The organism is Pedobacter sp. Leaf41 (assembly GCF_001422545.1).
GTDB lineage: Bacteria > Bacteroidota > Bacteroidia > Sphingobacteriales > Sphingobacteriaceae > Pedobacter.
On the sequence record NZ_LMLE01000001.1, the window covers coordinates 1160785 to 1179746 of the forward strand.

Here is an 18962-nt window from a genome sequence, read left to right on the forward strand (position 1 = left end):
CTCACAGGGTAACCAGCTGAACTTAAACATTTTCGGTGTCAAGCTGTTTGAAATACATCTTTTAGTAACAATAAATCGATTTTTAAATCCAATATTAAAAAATGAGACAGATTTACGAATTAGCAGCATGCAGGATAAAAGTTGATTTGCAACCGGGCATAATTCGTGTATACAGTGATGCTGAATTGTGGCGCTTCTTGAATGGGAATGCCCACGAAAGATTTAATTTGTTAGCACAAACGATTAAGAGCAATTACAAAAATCTGCTTAATAAGGATTTAATTATTTCCAATGACTCATTAATTGTTGAAATATTGGTACATGTTTACTGCGATTATGTAGGGTTAAAGTTTAATAGCGTTATTAAAATAGAACCTATGAATAATTTTGTAAAGAAGTTACTGGTGAGAGCAGAAATTGTAGACTGCGGCGAAAAGGAAAAAGACAGCAATCGTTGGGTATGGGATTTTTTGGCCCGGTTTAAACCGATTTTTGTTAAGATGTTCCCTAAAAATTTAAATAACACCAACCTCAAAACGTACTAATTCATTTGGGCAGCCATCATATTATTTTGATTTAAAGCTGCATTAGCCGCTAGTGTTTCGTTTAAAAGAGAAGACTGATAAGCTTTTTTTGAACTATTTATAAATAAGACTGTCCGATCTGAAATGGCATCAATTACTTTATTGGCGAGTTTAGTTGGCACAGCAGGACAGCCCTGACTTCTTCCTAATCTACCCAGTTTATTTATGGTCTCTTGCGAAACATAATCTGCCCCGTGTAAAACAATCGCTCTATCTCTAGCTTTGCTATTAAAATTCTGATCCATTCCATCTAGTTTTAAGGATCTGCCATGTTTCCCAAAATATATTTCTCCAGTGAGATAAAACCCTAAACTACTTTGATTTGAATTCTGAATATTCGAAAAATTAGACGGTTTATCTCCACCGCTATTCTGGCCGTGTGCCACCCATGTATTTAAAATCAGTTTCTTTTTATCTATGTCAATAATATACATGCGCTTTTTACAACTTTCCTGATCAAAATCTGCGATGGTTAGCACCGATTTCTCATGCAATAAGCCAGAATATTTCATATTATAATAACCGGTCAATGCTTTCTCAAATACCTGCTCGCTCAAACCAACCGAATCCAAATCAGCTGTTTGATATAAATCTAAAATGTATTGATTATAAGCGCTATCTGCTGCAAAATTTTTTAAAGGTTGAGATTGATCAGCTGCTTTAAAACTTGTTCCAATAAGAGCTACACATATTAAAATGATAGAAGCAAAGCATAAAATGTATTTATTCATACAGGAATGTTTGGTTTAATACTACTTATACGATAGATTGAAACAAATGTTGCCCGAAATTCATTGTAGTGTTAATAATACAGCTTGTTTGACCTTCAGATGACTTATGCATTTATTTTATAGCTTAGTGGAATACAAATTCTTTTAAATCAGTAGGAAAAGAAATAACAAAACAGTTTTTAAGGTGTTGTGAAATAAATAATCACTTGATGAAAATACTGCTTACTGGCGCAAACGGATACATCGGTACACGATTACTCCCTTTATTATTGGATGCGAAGCATCAGGTTGTTTGCATGGTGCGTGATAGCAGAAGATTTGCTGCACAATCTGACTTAGTGGATCAGGTTCAGATTATCAATGGTGATTTATTAAATCCCGATTCTTTAAATGAGATTCCGGATGATGTTGATGCAGCTTACTACCTGGTTCACTCCATGTCGTCAAGCGACGAAGGGTTTTCTGATTTAGAGAAAAAATCTTCAGAGAATTTTGCAAAGGCAATAAAAAAAACAAAGTGTAAGCAGATCATTTATCTTACTGGTATTGCTAACGACGAGCATTTATCCAAACATTTAGGCTCACGCCTGGCGGTCGAAGACGAATTAAAATCATCGGGAATTGCCTGTACCATATTGAGAGCTGCAATTATTATCGGTTCTGGCAGTGCATCTTTCGAAATTATTAGAGATTTAACGGAGAAAATCCCGGTGATGGTGGCTCCAAAATGGGTAAAAACAAAATGCCAGCCCATAGGCATCCGCGATGTTTTGGGCTATTTAACTGGTGTGCTCCATAACCGAGAAGCATTTAATGAAACGTTTGATATCGGTGGTCCGGATATTTTAACTTATAAAAATATGTTGTTGGGTTATGCAAAGGAACGCGGTTTGAAAAGGTGGATTATTACCGTACCGGTACTTACCCCACGATTATCATCTTTATGGTTAAATTTAATTACACCTGTACCTTACTCACTTGCAAAAAGCTTGGTTGATAGCATGAAAAACGAAGTGATTTGTAAAGATGACCGTATTAAAGAGGTTGTGCCCCGGCAATGCTTAACCTATGCCCAGTCTTTGCATTTGGCTTTTGAAAAAATTGACCAAAATTCTATAGTTTCAAGCTGGAAAGATGCCTTAAATAGAGGCTACCTGCAAACCGATTTCATGGACCAAATTAAAGTTCCACAAAACGGTACGTTAGAATATAAGGTAAAAATGCCTTTTGAACGCAAGGCGGAAGAGGTTTTTGATAATATTTGGAGCATCGGCGGAAGTAGAGGATGGTATTTTATGGACTGGCTTTGGCAGTTAAGAGGTTTTTTAGATAAAATTTTCGGTGGCGTAGGCACACGCAGAGGCAGAACCAGTAATATTGATCTTCAAGCTGGTGATGTGCTTGATTTCTGGCGGGTGCTTTTAGCCGACAGAAAGAATAAACGATTATTGCTTTACGCCGAAATGAAAGTACCTGGTGAAGCCTGGCTAGAATTCAAATTGGTAGAATTTCATGGCCAGGCGTTTCTATCGCAAATTGCTACCTTCAGGCCGAAAGGTTTGTGGGGAAGGATGTATTGGTACGCCATGTGGCCATTTCATATCGTATTGTTTAAGGGCATGGCCAAACAGATTACTACTTTTCAACCTGAATCTTAATTCAATTCGTTAGTTTTACTGCTTAAATTAAAAAAATGCCAAATCAGGACCACGATTATTCTTTCTGGACTAAATATAAACGCTTTGCAAGTACAGAAATTCTAATGTACTTAATTATGATTGTTGGGATCGCCCTTGGCATTATTTTTTTAAGTTAAGGATCAACTTCAAATTATCGGCAGTATTTACGTCGGTCATAAACTTTGCGAATGAGCTATATTTTTCGGCAGGATATGTTCCATCGTTAATTTTGATTTTTCTGTGGTAAATAATTTTTCTATCCTCAACAGTTACCTTGGATTCATAAGACCCAAAATCACTTTCCAGACTTTTATTCATCGGTAAAATAGAAGCAGTTAATACATTTTCTGGAATCGAATAAGTGATGGTGTCTTCATCAGTATAGCCTCTATTTATATAAACAGGAAGCTTTCTTACTTTTATTTCCGGAATATTTCTCGAGATATTAAAAGCATTTAACTGTAGATACATCTTATTGTTTTCGACTGGCGCATATTGACGGATATTGACTTTAACATCTTCTATAATTTTCGGATTATCGGTTTTATCTTTTAAGTAAGTGATGTTTTTGAAATCTATATAATCAAGATTATACCAAATTTTAAGTGCTTTTTGTTGCTCGGTTATTGATTTTTCGATGTTGGATTCATGATTATAGTATTGAGAGCCCGAAAAAACCGTTTGCATATTGCCTAGAGCTGTACCATCATCGTTAAGACTTAAATTTACTTTTCTTATCTGAAGATTATTTTGTGCACTCAATTTAGGTGTTCTAAGCATTTTTCCGCCTTCTGGAGTACAGGCAAATACCAGCCGGTCATCCGTAAAGTCACCTAAAAACCCAAAGGGAATTTGTTGATGCGTACATTCCAGCCAGGTAGTATCGCTTTTAAGAGGTAAACAGAGAATGATGTGATTACCCTGAGCCATATCCGCAAATTGAGGATCAAGACTTATTTTTTCACTGCCAGCTTCCACTACGCAATAATAGGATTCAATATCAACAGCTTTCAACATACTTTGCATGTAATTTACAAGTGCTTTACAATCTCCATATCCTAAACGATCGACCTCACTTGCCGCGATAGGCTGTAAACCACCGATACCGATTTGAACACTGATATAGCGTGTTTTGTCTTGCAGATACTGATAAATTTTTCTGGCTTTTTCTTTATCAGTTTTTTCATCGTTTACCAAATCTTTCACCATCGTTATGGTAGCTGGTGGCAAGGTATTTCGCTGTTTAATCAAATCATCGTAAACCCATTTTCCCAACTCCTCCCAATTTTGATAACTACCCTTGTGGTTGGAATAAGTAAACTGTTTGGGCGCAATTTGAATGCTTGTTCTATAAGTTTTGGGGTTAGGACTAAAAGGTTCACTTTTAACAGCTAAGATATTGCTGGTTTTCCATACCATTTTTTTTTGCTTTTCATCTGTCGAAACCTCTGGTTCCATAGCATAATTAACAGTTTTTATACGCACCTCATCAGTTGGTTTACAAATAAAAGTATACGAACTTTTTTCCACCGAAATATCATCGCCAGGCTTTGGGATCCATCTGGGAATAATTAAATTCTGTTTGTTACGAATTTCATAATTGTAAACGATGGTATACGGATATTGATTCAAATTCGGCAGATAATGCTTTACGCGGCTATCTATAAACAAGGAAAACCCATCTGCTGCACTTACATCACTAAAGTCATTTTGCGTAAACTTGCTTATTGGTTTACCAACAGCATTGTAAACTTCACCCTTTATTGTTTTTATAGAGGTATTTTTATCATAGTTTAATACCAGCCTTGCTTCATCTTCGCCATTTTCGTTAAATACCGTAATCGCTTTCTTTACGGTTAACAATACGTTTTCCGGCGAACGCATATCAACTAATATTTCCTCATTTCTGATACAAGAGTTAGCTCTGTTTTTGAGTGTTCCGGGGATTAAATCAACATCGTAATTATCCTGTGAAAAAGCGGTGTTAATCAAAGTAAAAAGGCATATTATAATAAGTTTGTATTTCATATTATTCGCCTTTTCTTAATAAATATTCTACCTTTTGATTTTGGATTATTTTACTATAAAATTCCTTTAGAAAGGGATACTCATCAGGTTGATAAACAGCATTGTTAAATTGCAAAATCTGGCTCAATGACAAGGTGTTGTTATCCAATTGTGTTTGCAGCAAATACTTACCACCACCGTTGGGTAAGCCAATAGCCAGATTTTTTGGTTTTTCTACTAAATTATACTTTGCTGGCAGTTCGATATTGATGATAATCCTCTCATCAGATGCTGCACCCAAATCAACAGGATAAGTCCTGATATTTAAATTAAAAGGGTTTTTAGAAATCGCATTAATAAAAAACGGACTTAAATAAAACTCATTTTTACTTATTCCATCGTTCATGGTAAACTCTATTTCGTATTTTTCTGTGAGTGGATTTTCTACACTATCTAAATTGCTAATTACAGGATCGGAAATCTTTATTTTAACCAACCGTTCGTCTAGTTTTTCTACAAATTCATCAGTGGAGGTGTATCTTTTAATTTCTTTCCTTTTGGCAAAAGCAGCGTAACCTTGATAAATGGTCGTAAGTGTACCCGCTATTTTACCCTCGTTAGTCAGTTTTCCATTTAAAATGTAATTGGTCACCGTTTTCTGGCTCGCTTTTAAATCGATCCAATAAGATGGTTTTTTCAAGTTAATAACCCGGCCTTGATCGTTCATACAGCGTAAAGGCAACAAACCGAAAGGAAGAAGTGGTTCCGTAGCATCAAGAAGATAACTTTTGTCGCCAATGTTTAATTTGGCAACCACATAATTAAAATCGCTGATTACAGGATAGAGTTTATTTATCGTGCCGTTCTCACGGGTAGATAAAATAACGGCTTCAGCATCAAGGTTTGCAGCAGAAAGTGCAGCAATTAGATTTAAATTTAAATCAGCAACGTTTCCCGATCTGTTATCGAAGGATTTCTTGATGTTTTCCGCACAATAAATTCCGTAATAGTTATCCCACTTAATTTGTTTTTTTATGAAGTTTAAAATGGCTTTCGCTTTAATCAAATCGTCTGGCGCATCTTTAATTATAGAAGGAATAATGTCTTTATAAATATCCTTACGTTTTATTTGTGATCCAAACGATTTATCACTGGACAATTCGTAATCGACATCTTTCCACGTTTTTGTATACGAAGTTTTGCCACCGGACGGATTGGTAACATCAGAAAGTTCGAAGAAAATAGCCGATTTAAAATTACTTGGAGCGGTCATATTATCTTCTTCAATGAATGCGGGTATATCTTTCATCAGGTAAGTAATTTTGGAGCAATCTATATTTGCCCCATTAATGCGCAGGCATTCTTTAGCTAATTCAACCTTCTGATCGCTTAGCTTTTGATAACCCCTAAGGGAAACATTGTAATTGTAAATACCAGGAATGTAAACCAGATACTCACTGAGCACCTTTGGTATTTTCCACTGAAACTCCCATGTTTTAAAATTAAATAGGTTTGGAGATTTTAACCTGTAGCTATATTCTATTATCGATCCTTCCTTTAAATTTGGTAGCGTAAATTTTAAAAGCTTAGTATACTTCGATCGGTTCTCGAAAAATATAGCTTTTTTATCCATAGGTGTTGCAACAAACTTGCCGTCAGTATAGTTAAAGGTAGATGCGGTTAAATCGTTAATGATTTCTTCCCGAGAATCATCCTTGTATAAAGGCACTACTACATTTGCGTTCTCAAATCCCTCTTTGTTATAAATCTTGATTTTTACATGGTAATCGAAAATAAGTTCAAGCCTTCCTGTAGCATCATCAATGTCTATCCTTGCTGTACCAAATTCTTTGAGCACGATTGCATTTGCATTACTATCAAGCTTGTTTCGGTCAAATTCGTAATCATCATAGGTAATGGCTCCAAAATTAAAGTTTTGAGCAAAAACCGGCATATATGCGGAAAATAGTAAGAGAAAAAGTATTCGTTTTTTCATAGAGTGCGTCTTTAAATTTTGCAGCAATTTAAAGCTAGCATTTAATATTCAGAAATAATTTGAAAATTATATTTCGAATTTAATACGGTGTTTTACAAACAAATCAATCCTTTTTAGCACTTTTGGATAAACATAATTTTCGATGCAGTAAGACGCTGTGTTCTTTCCCTTATTCAATAAAATGAAATTAAATTTAAAACGTCCATTAGCATTTTTCGATTTAGAAGCTACTGGTATAAATGTAGGCGCTGATAGAATAGTAGAAATAGCCATTTTGAAAGCATATCCAGATGGTAAAGAAGAGGTTAAAACCTGGCGTGTAAATCCAGAAATACCGATTCCTTTGCAAACTTCTTTAATTCATGGCATTTACGATGAAGACATTGCAAACGAGCCAACCTTCAAAATGTTAGCAAAAGAAATTGCCGAATTTATCGGAGAAAGTGATTTGGCGGGCTATAATTCAAATAAGTTTGATATTCCGATGTTGTTGGAAGAGTTTTTAAGAGCTAATGTAGATTTTGATATGAACCAACGCAAATTTGTTGACGTTCAGAATATTTTCCACCAGATGGAGCAACGTACATTAAAAGCAGCTTATAAATTTTATTGTCAGGAAGATTTAATAAACGCTCACGCTGCTGAGGCAGATGTAATAGCAACTTATAAAGTTTTGCTTGGGCAGCTGGAGATGTACAAAGAAAAAGAGTTTGAAGATAAACAGGGCAACAAAAGCATTCCTGTTGTGAATGATGTAGATGCTTTACACGTATTTACTAACATACATAAGCCTGTAGATTTTGCTGGCAGAATGGTTTATAATGATAAAAATGAGGTTTGTTTTAACTTCGGAAAACACAAAGGAAAAACGACCGAACAAGTTTTTGCTGTTGAACCAAGTTATTATGCCTGGATGAAGCAAGGTGATTTTCCTCTATACACGAAGAAAAAACTGGATGAGGAATGGGCGAAATTTAATGCCAAGAAAAATGAAAACCGCACCCCAAAACCACAACCAACGGCTGCTGCTCAAAAGCCACAATATCAACAAAAGCCTCAGCAAAAACCAGATAAGCCTGCACAGCCAATTAATAACGATATGCTTGAGCAGCTAAAGATGAAATTTGGTAAATAAGCAGCGGTATTAAGGTTTGATTTAAATGAAAGTGATTAAAATATTTAGCATTATACTTTTTTCTGCAGTATATGCAAACGCTCAGGTTCAATTGCCTATTGAACCGGTTTTTCAGAATACATACAGCAAAGAGACCCGTAGTGTTAGTGGAAAACCAGGGAAAAACTATTGGCAAAACTCTTCAAAATACGATTTGAAGGTTGATTTTAATCCATCAACGCGATTGTTAAAGGGTAAGGTGGATGTGGTTTATACCAACAACAGTCCGGATACCTTAAAAGAAATTTGGTTCAAGCTATATCCAAATTTGTATAAAAAGGGTTCGATCAGAAAATCAAAAATTGCGGATTCTGATTTGGGTGAAGGTGTACAAATTACAACTGCGGCCCTAAACAACAGTCAGTTATCGTTAGGGAGCTTGCAGATTGACGGTACGAATATGCATATCGTCATTCAACCGCTTTTACCTGGCAAAACCATCAAGTTTAACTTCGACTACAATTATACTTTAAATAAGGGCTCGCACATTCGAACCGGGCAAGTAGACGATGGCTCGCATTTTATTGCTTATTTCTTTCCTCGAATTGCCGTTTACGATGATGTAGATGGCTGGAATAAATATCCTTATACAGGAGCAGAAGAATTTTACAATGATTTCGATCAGTTTAATGCAGAAATTAAAGTTCCTGGTGGGTTTGCCGTTTGGGCTACAGGCGATTTAAAAAATGCTAATGAAGTATTTTATAAAGAAATTGCCGCTAAAATCGCTTCAGCGGAAAAAAATGATGGAATTGTAGATGTGATTACAGAAAAGGATTTGGCAATGAAACAGGTAACTAAGCCCAATACTTTTAATACCTTTAAGTTTGAAGCCAAAAATGTTACCGATTTTGTGTTTGCTTTAAGTGATCATTATTTGTGGAAATCAACCAGTTTGATGGTTGATCCAAAAACAAAAAGAAGAACGAGGGTTGATGCTGTTTTTAACGCTAAGCACAAAGACTATTATGAAGTAATTGATTTTGCCCGTAAAACTGTTGAATCAATGAGTTACAAATTTCCGAAATGGCCATTTCCATATAATCATGAAACTATTTTCGATGGTTTAGATCAAATGGAATATCCGATGATGGTTAATGATAACCCAGTTGATAATAGGGAAGACGCCATTACGTTAACAGATCACGAAATTTTCCATACCATGTTTCCGTTTTATATGGGTATAAATGAGACCAAATATGGTTGGATGGATGAAGGCTGGGCCACGATAGGTGAGTGGCTAATTTCACCAATGATCGATTCCACCATCGTAGATGAATACGGCATTCAGCCAACGGCAGCTTCATCAGGAAATAAAGATGATTCTCCCATTATGACATTAACACCTGACTTAAAGGGATCTGGGAGTTTTACCAATTCTTATCCGAAACCTGGTTTAGCGTATTTGTATGTGAAAGATTATCTTGGCGAGGAGTTGTTTACTAAAGCGCTTCACAACTACATTAACAACTGGAACGGTAAACACCCAATGCCTTACGATTTCTTTAACAGTATAAATGAAGGAAGTGGAAAAAATTTAAACTGGTTTTGGAAATCATGGTTTTTTGAGGGCGGCGTTTTGGATATGGCAATTAAATCGGTGGATAAAACAGACACCGGTTATTCAATAAAAATTGAAAATAAAGGGATTAAAGCATTACCCATTGATTTGGTGTTAAATTATGCAGATGGCTCAAAAGAAACCAATCATAGTACAATCGCTGTTTGGCAAGATGGTGCAAAGGAAGTGCAAATCGAAATTAAAACTTCAAAAAAACTGAATAAAGTATCAATGGGCAGTAGTCATGTTCCAGACAAAGTGAAAAGTGATAATACTTATAGTGTAAACTAATCATAAAAAAAGAGGCCTAAAGCCTCTTTTTTTATTTAACGTCTACCATGTTTTATCGTTTGACTATGCTCTTGATATGGTGTCTTAAAAAAGTTGCAAATTGTTTCGTACTTAAACTATTTTATTAGTTTCGTTTAAAAATATCTAGATGAAAAAAATACTCTTATTCTTAGCGCTAGTAAGCTCAACAAATTATCTAAAGGCGCAAAACAAAAACATAGATAGTCTTTCCCAGTCTATCAAACTTAAGTCTGAAGCCATCGGCCATGGCGGGAATAACGAGATTAAGATTAATTTGTTTTATTCCATTTTAGCACTTCCGGAAATTACTTACGAAAGAATCATTGAAGACAACATGGGTGTTGGATTATCGGTTGCTATCGGTGCAACTAATGAAAATGTTTTTGGCAGCAAAATAAACTATGTCATTACCCCACACTATCGCATATATTTTGGAAACAAAAAAGCGAACGGTTTTTTTATTGAAGGAAATGCTGGGATCATATCGCACAAAGAATTTGATTATACATCTTTGGCTTACACTAGCTATCCTGCTGGTTATGACATTACCTTACCAGAAAGAAACTACACGGACTTTGGCTTAGGCGCCGCTGCCGGAGCAAAATTTTTAACTCGAAATGGTTTTTTAGGTGAAGCGTACCTAGGTGTAGGTAGGGTATTTGGAAGTAAAAATCAATCCTTAGAAGCTTACCCAAGATTTGGTTTAACGATTGGTAAGCGATTTTAAAATAAAAAAAGAGGCCTAAAGCCTCTTTTTTTATTTAACGTCTACCATGTTTTTCTCTATGTCCTCTAGAAAATAAACTAGCATTAACTCTTTGATCGTGACGTCTGTAATCTACGCGTTGCGGCCTGTAATGGTTTCGCGGTGCGTTATATCGACCTCTATTTCCGCCGCCATATGATGAACGAAACACATTCTTATGATTAGAATATCTAACTCTATGCGTATTGTAACTGCGATATGGGCTGTTTCCATATACAATCACCTTTCTTCCTCGGTGTAAGTCATAGCCTCTATATCTAGCCGGTAAATATCTAGATCGAGTCCAACGATTTCCATTTAAATAAACAAACTGGCGTTGAGGAACGTAATAATAAGACTGTACTTCGGGTAAGTAATAGTAGTTAACGTTTTGATAACCAACAGGAAACCAAGCCGGTTGTGCTCCAATATTTACATTAATACTTACCTGGGCGTTAGATTGATTTGATGTTAAAGCCACGATACCTATAATCGCGGAGATGATAAATAACTTTTTCATAATCTGTTTCTATTTGTGTGTTTAATACAAATTCAAACGCTATGCCAAAACATCTATTGTAACAGAGATATAAAAAAAGAGCCTCTTTCGAAGCCCTTCCTTAATCAGTTAACAATTATTTGTGTTTTCCCTTTCCGTTTCCTTTGCCATGGTTACTATTTCCTTTGTTCGCTTTACCGTATATTTTTTTAGCTTGTCCCGGTGGCATTCCATGTGGATGACCTTTTACCACGTAGTATTTGCTATCGCGGCTATCTCTGATGACCAACTGACCTTTATTACCTTTGAATTTTCCGTATTTAACCTTATCATTCTTAAAATTTAGATAAGGTTTTGGAGAGTTAATTACCACTTTATACCCATTGTATAAATCGTAATTTCCGTATCGCGATGGTAGATTGTTCGCGAAAACCCAGTCGTTTCCATTCAAGTATACAAATTGCTTTTTCGGAACATAATAGTAACTTTCCACATCTGGAAGGTAATAGTAATCAACATGATCATAACCAGTGGGTCCCCAAAGCGGCTGTGAACCAATATTTACATTCAAATTTATTTGAGCCTTTGCCGGCATGCTGAGGAATGAAATCATCATTATTACAGCAACTAAAAATAATCTTTTCATAATCGATTTAATTTGTGTTGATAGACCCATATTTCCAAAAGGCGTGCCACAAAAAAGGGAGCTTCTTCCGAAACTCCCTAATCACAACTAAATCACGCTATTTACTTCTACCATTTGCTTTATTCCTATCTGGACGATCATTTTCTACTCTTCTATCGTTGCCACGATTGGAATTTTGAGCTGTTCTTGAGTTTTGAATTATTTTTACAACAGTGTTTTGTGTACGATTTTGACGATTGCTATTATTATTCACCGCAACAGCTTTATAGTTGGGGTGGTTTTTCACCACATCATATTTACGATCGCGACTATCTCTAATTACCAATTGGCGGCCATTATAGTTTTTAAATCTACTGTATTTAGCTATATAGACGTTATTTCTTAAATATGGTTTGGGTTCGTTTACAACAACTTTGTATGCTCGGTATAAGTCAAAATTTCTGAATTGACCTGGCAAACTGTTTGTCGAAACCCAATTGCCTTGATTCGAATAGATATATTGCCTGGATGGGACATTGTAATATGCATTGATATCTGGTAAATAATAGTAATCTACATGATCATAACCTGTAGGCCCCCAAACTGGTTGTTGGTTAATATTAATGTGTAAATTAATTTGAGCTTTTGCATCATCTATGCTGAATAATGAAACCATCAAGACTGCAGCAAATAAAACTAACTTTTTCATAATGTTTTTAATTAAAGGTTCCTTGTGTGTGTTAATTATTGAAATAGACAAAAGCATTTTCGCGTAGTTTAATTGAGGCAATTCGTTTTAACATTCTTTAACTATATTTGTCAGCTCAATACATTCAAAGGCATCATTTATCTATGGGTTTAGGGACAACCGAAAACAATTACGAACTAGTTTCAGGACTGGAAATTCACGTTCAATTAAACACCAATACCAAAATATTCTCTGCCGATAGTGCATCTTTCGGGGCTTCACCTAATCATAATATTTCAACTGTTTCATTGGCGTTACCGGGTGCTTTGCCTAAGCTAAATAAAGCGGTGGTAGCCAAAGCGGTTAGGATTGGCCTGGCCTTAAACTGTACCATCAATCAAACTAATCACTTTGATAGAAAAAATTATTTCTATGCCGATTTACCAAAAGGTTATCAAATTACACAAGACAATCAGCCAATCTGTGTAAATGGTTTCCTTGAAGTTGAATTAGCTGATGGATCAACGAAGAAAATAGGGATAAATAGAATCCATTTAGAAGAGGATGCGGGAAAAAGTATTCACGATCAGGATGATAGCTATTCTTTGGTTGATTTAAATCGTGCTGGAGTTCCTTTGATAGAAATTGTATCGGAGCCTGATATTCGTAGCGCCGAAGAAGCATCAGCGCTGCTTACTGAAATTAGAAAGTTGGTCCGCCATTTAAATGTGAGTGATGGAAACATGGAGGAGGGGAGTTTGCGTTGCGATGCAAATATTTCTATCCGTCCGAATGGCTCTACAGAATTTGGTACCCGTTGCGAGGTAAAAAACCTAAATTCTATGCGTAACGTACGTAGAGCAATGGATTTTGAATTTGGGAGACAAGTGGAGGTAATTGAGAATGGCGGCAAAATCATCCAAAGCACATTAAATTTTGACGCTGATAAAGGCACAACATCGCCAATGCGAACAAAAGAGGAGGCAAACGATTACCGGTATTTCGCTGATCCGGATTTGCAGCCTATTTTTATTTCTGACGATTGGTTGGCAGAAATCACATCGGCCATGCCCGCTTTACCAAATGAAATTTCGAAGCAAATGGTTGCCGAATTTGGTATTACAAAAGCAGACGCAGCTTTATTTGCGGAGAATTTGGATCTGTTAAATTATTTTAATAAAGCTTTACCAATTGTTAATACTAAGAAAACACTTATTAACTGGTTAATTGGTCCGGTTAGGGCTTTGTTAAGTGAAAAGGGAATAACTATTAATGATTATAATGTTAAACCAGAACAATTAGCTGCTGCAATTAATTTGGTTGATGATAAAAAGCTTACACAACAAATTGCCATTCAGCAATTATTACCAGCTATTGAAATGGAACCAAAAGCTGATGTGACTACACTTGCACAATCATTAAATTTACTGATTTCAGAAAACAGCGATGAATTAGGTGCATTTATCGATGAAGTGTTAGCGAAATATCCACAACAAGTTGAGGCGTTTAAAAAAGGTAAAAAAGGCGTATTAGGCTTGTTTGTTGGCGATGTAATGAAGTTGGCAAAAGGTAAAGCAGACGCTAAAAAATTGAATGAATTAATACTAGAAAAATTAAAATAATGAGATTAAAAAATTTAAGCCTGATCGTATTAATTGCGATGGCCTTTACAGCTTGTAAACCAAAAGATAGTTTTACAATTGATGGGACATTCCAGAACCCTGGAACAGAGAAGAAAGTTTTCCTATACGGGATGGAAAGCAGTCAAATGGTCGCCATCGATTCGACTAACTTATCAGAAAAAGGTGAATTTAAATTTATTCGTAAAACGCCATCTGTAGATTTTTTCCGGGTTTCCATCGGCAATCATGAATTTATGTTAATTGCCAAAAATGGCGATCAAATTAAATTAGAAGCTGATTTAACTGATAAAACTATGGCTTACAAAATATCTGGCGCAAATGAGGTTGAGAAACTATCAGAGTTAAATACCATTCGAAATAATTTCTCGAAACAAGCTGAAAAATTGCAGGCAGATTTTGAGGCTAAAGTGGCTACTCAACCACAAAACAGAGCAGCGATATTAGAGGAGATGAAGCCTCAGTATCAGTCGTATATTAATCAATTGAATACGCAGATCATTAAGTTTGCTAAAGACAATAAAGGTACGCTTGCTAGCTTTTACGCGATGAATACGCTTAGTCCGCAAGAATATGAGGCGGAGCTTGTACAATTTGCAGATGAAGTTAAAGATGAAATTAAAGGTAATACTACGGTAGATACTTTTGTGAAACAGATGGCGTTATTGAAGGCTGTTCAGGTTGGACAGGTGGCTCCAGATTTTACCATGAATACTGCAGACGGAAAAGCAATTAGTTTAGCAGATTATAAAGGTAAATACGTTCTTTTGGATTTTTGGGCTTCCTGGTGTCAACCATGTCGTCAGGAGAATCCGAATGTGGTAAAAGCTTACAATAAATACAAAGTTAAAAACTTCGACATCTTAGGAATATCCCTAGATACTGATAAGGCTGCTTGGTTAGGTGCTGTTAAGGCAGATGGTTTAGCGTGGAATCAGGTATCTGAACTGAAAGATTTTAACGGAGAAACAGTTAAAAAATATCAGGTTCAGGCAATTCCTACTTCTTATATTATTGACCCGACCGGAAAAATTGCTGCTAAAAACCTCCGTGGAGAGGACCTAGAAGCATTTCTAGCTAAAACGTTACGTTAAAAGAAACTCAATGTTAAACTAATTTAAGTCGTTAACAATTTCTTAACTTAGTCTTAACTAGAAATTACATCAGAGACAGTACTTTCGTAACAAATATTTAACTATGAACAACGCAGGTCAGAAAATATTAATTGTTGATGATGAACCAGATATTCTGGAACTGATTGAGTACAACCTAAAAAAAGAAGGTTACCAGGTTTTTACTGCGACCAATGGTCAGGAAGGAATTACGGTTGCCAAAAAAGTTCATCCAGATCTAATTATTTTAGATATTATGATGCCTAAAATGGATGGAATTGAGGCTTGCAGACTGATGAGGGCAATTCCTGAGTTTAAAAACACTTTTATGGTTTTCTTAACTGCCAGAAGTGAGGAATATTCAGAAATTGCGGGTTTTAATGTAGGTGCCGATGATTATATTGCGAAACCAATTAAACCTCGGGCTTTAGTAAGTCGAATTAACGCAATTTTAAGAAGGAATACTGGAACGGAAGAAGTATCAGAAAACAAATTGGAAATTGGTGATCTAGTAATTGATAGAGAAGCCTATTTAGTTTTTCAAGGCGGAAATAAAGTTGTTCTTGCCAAAAAAGAATTTGAGTTATTATATCTTTTGGCCTCTAAACCCGGTAAAGTTTATACCCGTGAATCGATCCTTAAAAATATTTGGGAAGATTCTGTTGTAGTTACCAATAGAACTATTGATGTTCACATCCGTAAACTTCGGGAAAAATTAGGAGAAACTTATGTATCAACGGTAAAAGGTGTTGGTTATAAGTTCGAGCTTTCTTAAGCAAATATTAACCACTGATAGACACAGATTAACACAAATTTTTTTTGGTGATTAATCTGTGTTTTTTCTTTGCATCATTTATTTATAGGCACGCAGCGATTCTGCACCGTGCTTACTAGTTGGGAGTATTAAGATTGCCCTCGTTCCTCGCAATGACATAAGGTTTAATATGACTTCCTTATCCGTGTCTATCCTTTTTATCTGTGGTTAAATTCTGAACCAATAAAATAAAATCCGTATTTTTGCGGCTCATTAATAGCGCAACAGTTTGAAGTACCCGAATTTTAAAGACCTTATTCTTTTTGAAGACAACGATTTTATTGTAATCAATAAACCACCATTCTTGGCCTCGCTCGATGAAAGAGGTGGTTCTGGGGAAACTAATGTATTGCGTCTGGCTAAACAATATAGCGATGATGCACAGGTTTGTCACCGTTTAGATAAGGAAACCTCTGGTGCTTTAATTATTGCTAAAAATCCTGAAGCCTACCGCCATGCATCCATGCAATTCGAACGCAGAAAGGTGGACAAAACCTATCATGCAGTGGTTGATGGCCACGTAATATTCGACAAGTTATTGGTTGATCTACCCATTCTAAATGATGGAAATAAAAACGTAACCATCGACAGAGCAGAAGGAAAAAGAGCAGAGACCGTGTTCGATTCATTAAAATATTATAAACATTATACGCTGGTAGAATGTAAACCAATTACCGGTCGTATGCACCAAATCCGCATCCACTTGGCTACGCAACGTGCTGCTATAGTGGGTGATGACATGTACAAAGGAAAACCTGTATTTTTGTCTTCAATCAAAAGAGGCTACAGATTATCTAAAGGAGAGGAGGAGCAACCAATTATGAAACGTTTTGCGCTCCATGCCCGCCATTTAATTTTTAAAGGTTTAGATGATAAAGACATTGTAATCGATGCGCCATATCCAAAAGATTTTGCCACATTAATCAAACAGCTGGATAAATTTGACGCTTAAAATCAATAACCAGAAAATAGAATAACATGTATATCAGATTTGTAAATTACCTTGATAAGATTAACCAATATAGAAAGTCAAAAATATCAAACCGTAATTTCCTCATCATACTTGCTGTTATTGTTGGTATTCTCGCTGGCCTGGCCGCCGCCGCATTAAAAAGTTTAACACACCATATCGAAGAGTTTCTTCAATCAGACTGGCACTGGAAATATAAGTACTATTTATATTTCATTTTTCCGATGATTGGAATCCTGTTGACGGTTCTGTATATCAAATATTTCATCAGAAAAAGCAAGTTTGAAACTGGCTTAACCCCGTTGCTCTACGCGATCTCCAAAAAATCGAGCAGGGTAGAGGCACATAATATTTATTCTCAAATCATCACTGCTGCAGTAACGGTAGGTTTCGGTGGATCAACCGGTTTAGAGGCCCCCATCGTTACTAGTGGCTCGGCAATTGGATCTAACTTAGCACGTATTTTAGGTTTATCCTATCGCGAAATTACCATGCTTGTGGCTTGTGGAGCGGCTGCTGGTATTGCCGGGGCTTTTAATAGTCCTGTTGCAGGAATCGTCTTTGCAATCGAAATATTACTTCCCGAGTTTACAATACCGGCGTTTATCCCATTGCTTTTATCGGCTGCAACCGCCGCCGTAGTTGCCCGTATATTTTATACCCAACAGTTATTTTTCCTGGTAACAGAAGGATGGCAAATTAACGCCTTATTTTACTATGTACTTCTGGCCGGATTAATTGGTTTGTTTTCGATTTATTTTACCAAGGCAAACTATGCTGTTAAAGGCCTTTTTTATAAAATTAAACATCCTTACACCAAAGTTATTATTGGTGGTTTGATGTTAGGGGCGCTAGTTTTTCTTTTCCCAACCCTTTATGGTGAAGGCTACATTACGATTAAAGGCCTTTTGAAAGGCGACTATTTAACGGTAATTAACAACAGTATCTTTTCCGATTACAGCAACATTCCGGCAGTCGTTATACTTTTTACAATTGTAACCATATTCATGAAATCGATTGCTACCCTGGTTACTTTGGGTGCAGGAGGCAACGGGGGTACTTTTGCGCCGAGTTTAATCATGGGGGGATTAATTGGTTTTATTTTTGCTTACATGGTCAACTTATCGGGAATTGCCCATTTGAACGTTTCGAATTTCATAGTTGCAGGTATGGCAGCTGCTTTGGGAGCGATCATGCATGCACCATTAACGGGCATTTTTCTAATTGCCGAAATTACCGGAGGTTATATATTAATGGTCCCTTTAATGATAACTACGGCGATTTCCTATGCTATTAACCGTAGTGCTCAGAAGCATTCTATCTATACGAAGGTACTAGCCGATAAGGGGGAACTGTTATCACACGAAGATAAAGACACAACAGTTTTGAATCAGATGAAACTAAAATATCTGACAGAAAAAAACTATCCGGCTCTCTATCTTAATGATTTAATTTCCTTGAAGATGAATGAAATTGTACAGTCGCATAAAAATATCTGTGCGGTTATTGATGAGTTAGGAGATTTCAAAGGGATTATCTATGTGGAAGAAATTTTCGGAGAGATGATTAAAGAGGAGCAAAAGGAAAGCCTGACTGTTTCACATTTAGTCCAGCAAGCTCCGCTTACCATAAATATTGCTGATGATCTAAAAACAGTTCTGAAGAAAATGGAGCAGGAAAATGCGTGGATTTTGCCGGTGATCAATAACGAAAACCAATATCAAGGTTTCGTTTCGAAAACAGCTATTTTCAATAAATACAGGGCTTTATTGATGAGACAGAATGATTATATGGGTTAGTTTAAGTTGTAAGTTTTAAGCCCTAA

16 protein-coding genes are annotated in these 18962 nt (G+C 36.1%); 10 read left to right on the plus strand and 6 right to left on the minus strand.

The window, feature by feature from the left end; genetic code table 11:
* Positions 1 to 101 precede the first annotated feature (101 nt).
* The gene (locus ASE92_RS05010; protein WP_056848950.1) at positions 102 to 545 is read left to right on the plus strand and encodes a hypothetical protein; all 444 of its coding nucleotides are present in this window, start codon (positions 102 to 104) and stop codon (positions 543 to 545) included.
* On the opposite strand, the gene ASE92_RS05015 is transcribed toward ASE92_RS05010, so the two are convergent.
* Positions 542 to 1315, minus strand: coding sequence for a murein L,D-transpeptidase catalytic domain family protein (locus ASE92_RS05015; RefSeq protein ID WP_056848951.1), 774 nt, complete (start codon positions 1313 to 1315; stop codon positions 542 to 544). The two genes, ASE92_RS05010 and ASE92_RS05015, sit on opposite strands and share 4 nt — an antisense overlap.
* 209 nt (positions 1316 to 1524) lie before the next feature.
* Here ASE92_RS05015 and ASE92_RS05020 point away from each other — a divergent pair, with 209 nt between their 5' ends.
* Positions 1525 to 2973, plus strand: a complete 1449-nt coding sequence (locus tag ASE92_RS05020) for an SDR family oxidoreductase (RefSeq protein ID WP_056848952.1) — start codon at positions 1525 to 1527, stop codon at positions 2971 to 2973.
* 141 nt (positions 2974 to 3114) lie between these two features.
* Here ASE92_RS05020 and ASE92_RS05025 read toward each other — a convergent pair whose 3' ends face one another.
* Both ASE92_RS05025 and ASE92_RS05030 read right to left on the minus strand, forming a co-directional pair.
* A complete protein-coding gene (locus tag ASE92_RS05025) occupies positions 3115 to 5022 on the minus strand; it encodes a DUF3857 domain-containing protein (RefSeq protein WP_056848953.1) in 1908 nt (635 codons plus the stop codon).
* Position 5023: 1 nt separating this feature from the next.
* Entirely contained in the window at positions 5024 to 6997 is a 1974-nt protein-coding gene (locus ASE92_RS05030) for a DUF3857 domain-containing protein (protein WP_056848954.1), read from the minus strand.
* Between the two features lie 181 nt (positions 6998 to 7178).
* Here ASE92_RS05030 and ASE92_RS05035 point away from each other — a divergent pair, with 181 nt between their 5' ends.
* The 3 genes from ASE92_RS05035 (at position 7179) to ASE92_RS05045 (ending at position 10771) form a co-directional block, all read left to right on the plus strand.
* Complete coding sequence (locus ASE92_RS05035; RefSeq protein ID WP_056848955.1) at positions 7179 to 8132, plus strand: 3'-5' exonuclease; 954 nt, start codon at positions 7179 to 7181, stop codon at positions 8130 to 8132.
* A gap of 25 nt (positions 8133 to 8157) precedes the next feature.
* On the plus strand, positions 8158 to 10023 hold the full coding sequence (locus tag ASE92_RS05040) for a M1 family metallopeptidase (protein ID WP_056848956.1): 1866 nt from the start codon (positions 8158 to 8160) through the stop codon (positions 10021 to 10023).
* 148 nt (positions 10024 to 10171) lie between these two features.
* Positions 10172 to 10771 carry a hypothetical protein gene (locus ASE92_RS05045; protein WP_056848957.1) on the plus strand — a complete coding sequence of 200 codons (600 nt, stop codon included), beginning with the start codon at positions 10172 to 10174 and terminating at the stop codon, positions 10769 to 10771.
* Positions 10772 to 10805: 34 nt separating this feature from the next.
* Here the strand turns inward: ASE92_RS05045 and ASE92_RS21090 are convergent, their stop codons facing one another.
* The 3 genes from ASE92_RS21090 to ASE92_RS05055 form a co-directional block, all read right to left on the minus strand.
* Positions 10806 to 11270: a hypothetical protein gene (locus ASE92_RS21090; RefSeq protein WP_157255632.1), complete on the minus strand. Its 465-nt coding sequence runs from the start codon at positions 11268 to 11270 to the stop codon at positions 10806 to 10808.
* A 154-nt stretch (positions 11271 to 11424) separates the two neighbouring features.
* Positions 11425 to 11934 carry a hypothetical protein gene (locus ASE92_RS05050; RefSeq protein WP_200926329.1) on the minus strand — a complete coding sequence of 170 codons (510 nt, stop codon included), beginning with the start codon at positions 11932 to 11934 and terminating at the stop codon, positions 11425 to 11427.
* Between the two features lie 97 nt (positions 11935 to 12031).
* Positions 12032 to 12622 (minus strand): hypothetical protein, encoded by a 591-nt coding sequence (locus ASE92_RS05055; RefSeq protein WP_157255633.1) that lies wholly within the window; start codon positions 12620 to 12622, stop codon positions 12032 to 12034.
* A 143-nt stretch (positions 12623 to 12765) separates the two neighbouring features.
* Between ASE92_RS05055 and gatB the strand changes: the two genes are divergently transcribed.
* The 5 genes from gatB to ASE92_RS05080 all read left to right on the plus strand — a co-directional run bounded on the left by gatB (position 12766) and on the right by ASE92_RS05080 (position 18936).
* Positions 12766 to 14223 (plus strand): Asp-tRNA(Asn)/Glu-tRNA(Gln) amidotransferase subunit GatB, encoded by a 1458-nt coding sequence (gene gatB / locus ASE92_RS05060; RefSeq protein ID WP_056848960.1) that lies wholly within the window; start codon positions 12766 to 12768, stop codon positions 14221 to 14223.
* A complete protein-coding gene (locus ASE92_RS05065; RefSeq protein WP_056848961.1) occupies positions 14223 to 15335 on the plus strand; it encodes a TlpA disulfide reductase family protein in 1113 nt (370 codons plus the stop codon). Before gatB ends, ASE92_RS05065 begins: the two co-directional genes overlap by 1 nt.
* A 103-nt stretch (positions 15336 to 15438) precedes the next feature.
* On the plus strand, positions 15439 to 16128 hold the full coding sequence (locus tag ASE92_RS05070; RefSeq protein ID WP_029274338.1) for a response regulator transcription factor: 690 nt from the start codon (positions 15439 to 15441) through the stop codon (positions 16126 to 16128).
* Between the two features lie 268 nt (positions 16129 to 16396).
* Entirely contained in the window at positions 16397 to 17119 is a 723-nt protein-coding gene (locus ASE92_RS05075) for an RluA family pseudouridine synthase (protein ID WP_056848962.1), read from the plus strand.
* A gap of 26 nt (positions 17120 to 17145) precedes the next feature.
* Positions 17146 to 18936: a chloride channel protein gene (locus ASE92_RS05080; protein WP_056848963.1), complete on the plus strand. Its 1791-nt coding sequence runs from the start codon at positions 17146 to 17148 to the stop codon at positions 18934 to 18936.
* The last annotated feature ends 26 nt before the right edge of the window (positions 18937 to 18962 follow it).

What these genes read in the sequence shown, in the direction of transcription:
- ASE92_RS05065 (WP_056848961.1), top strand. Translation starts at nt 14,223, where the DNA reads ATGAGATTAAAAAATTTAAGCCTGATCGTATTAATTGCGATGGCCTTT.
- ASE92_RS05055 (WP_157255633.1), bottom strand. Translation starts at nt 12,622, where the DNA reads ATGAAAAAGTTAGTTTTATTTGCTGCAGTCTTGATGGTTTCATTATTC.
- ASE92_RS05035 (WP_056848955.1), top strand. Translation starts at nt 7,179, where the DNA reads ATGAAATTAAATTTAAAACGTCCATTAGCATTTTTCGATTTAGAAGCT.
- ASE92_RS05015 (WP_056848951.1), bottom strand. Translation starts at nt 1,315, where the DNA reads ATGAATAAATACATTTTATGCTTTGCTTCTATCATTTTAATATGTGTA.
- ASE92_RS05040 (WP_056848956.1), top strand. Translation starts at nt 8,158, where the DNA reads ATGAAAGTGATTAAAATATTTAGCATTATACTTTTTTCTGCAGTATAT.
- gatB (WP_056848960.1), top strand. Translation starts at nt 12,766, where the DNA reads ATGGGTTTAGGGACAACCGAAAACAATTACGAACTAGTTTCAGGACTG.
- ASE92_RS05045 (WP_056848957.1), top strand. Translation starts at nt 10,172, where the DNA reads ATGAAAAAAATACTCTTATTCTTAGCGCTAGTAAGCTCAACAAATTAT.
- ASE92_RS05080 (WP_056848963.1), top strand. Translation starts at nt 17,146, where the DNA reads ATGTATATCAGATTTGTAAATTACCTTGATAAGATTAACCAATATAGA.
- ASE92_RS05050 (WP_200926329.1), bottom strand. Translation starts at nt 11,934, where the DNA reads ATGAAAAGATTATTTTTAGTTGCTGTAATAATGATGATTTCATTCCTC.
- ASE92_RS05030 (WP_056848954.1), bottom strand. Translation starts at nt 6,997, where the DNA reads ATGAAAAAACGAATACTTTTTCTCTTACTATTTTCCGCATATATGCCG.
- ASE92_RS05010 (WP_056848950.1), top strand. Translation starts at nt 102, where the DNA reads ATGAGACAGATTTACGAATTAGCAGCATGCAGGATAAAAGTTGATTTG.
- ASE92_RS05020 (WP_056848952.1), top strand. Translation starts at nt 1,525, where the DNA reads ATGAAAATACTGCTTACTGGCGCAAACGGATACATCGGTACACGATTA.
- ASE92_RS05025 (WP_056848953.1), bottom strand. Translation starts at nt 5,022, where the DNA reads ATGAAATACAAACTTATTATAATATGCCTTTTTACTTTGATTAACACC.
- ASE92_RS05070 (WP_029274338.1), top strand. Translation starts at nt 15,439, where the DNA reads ATGAACAACGCAGGTCAGAAAATATTAATTGTTGATGATGAACCAGAT.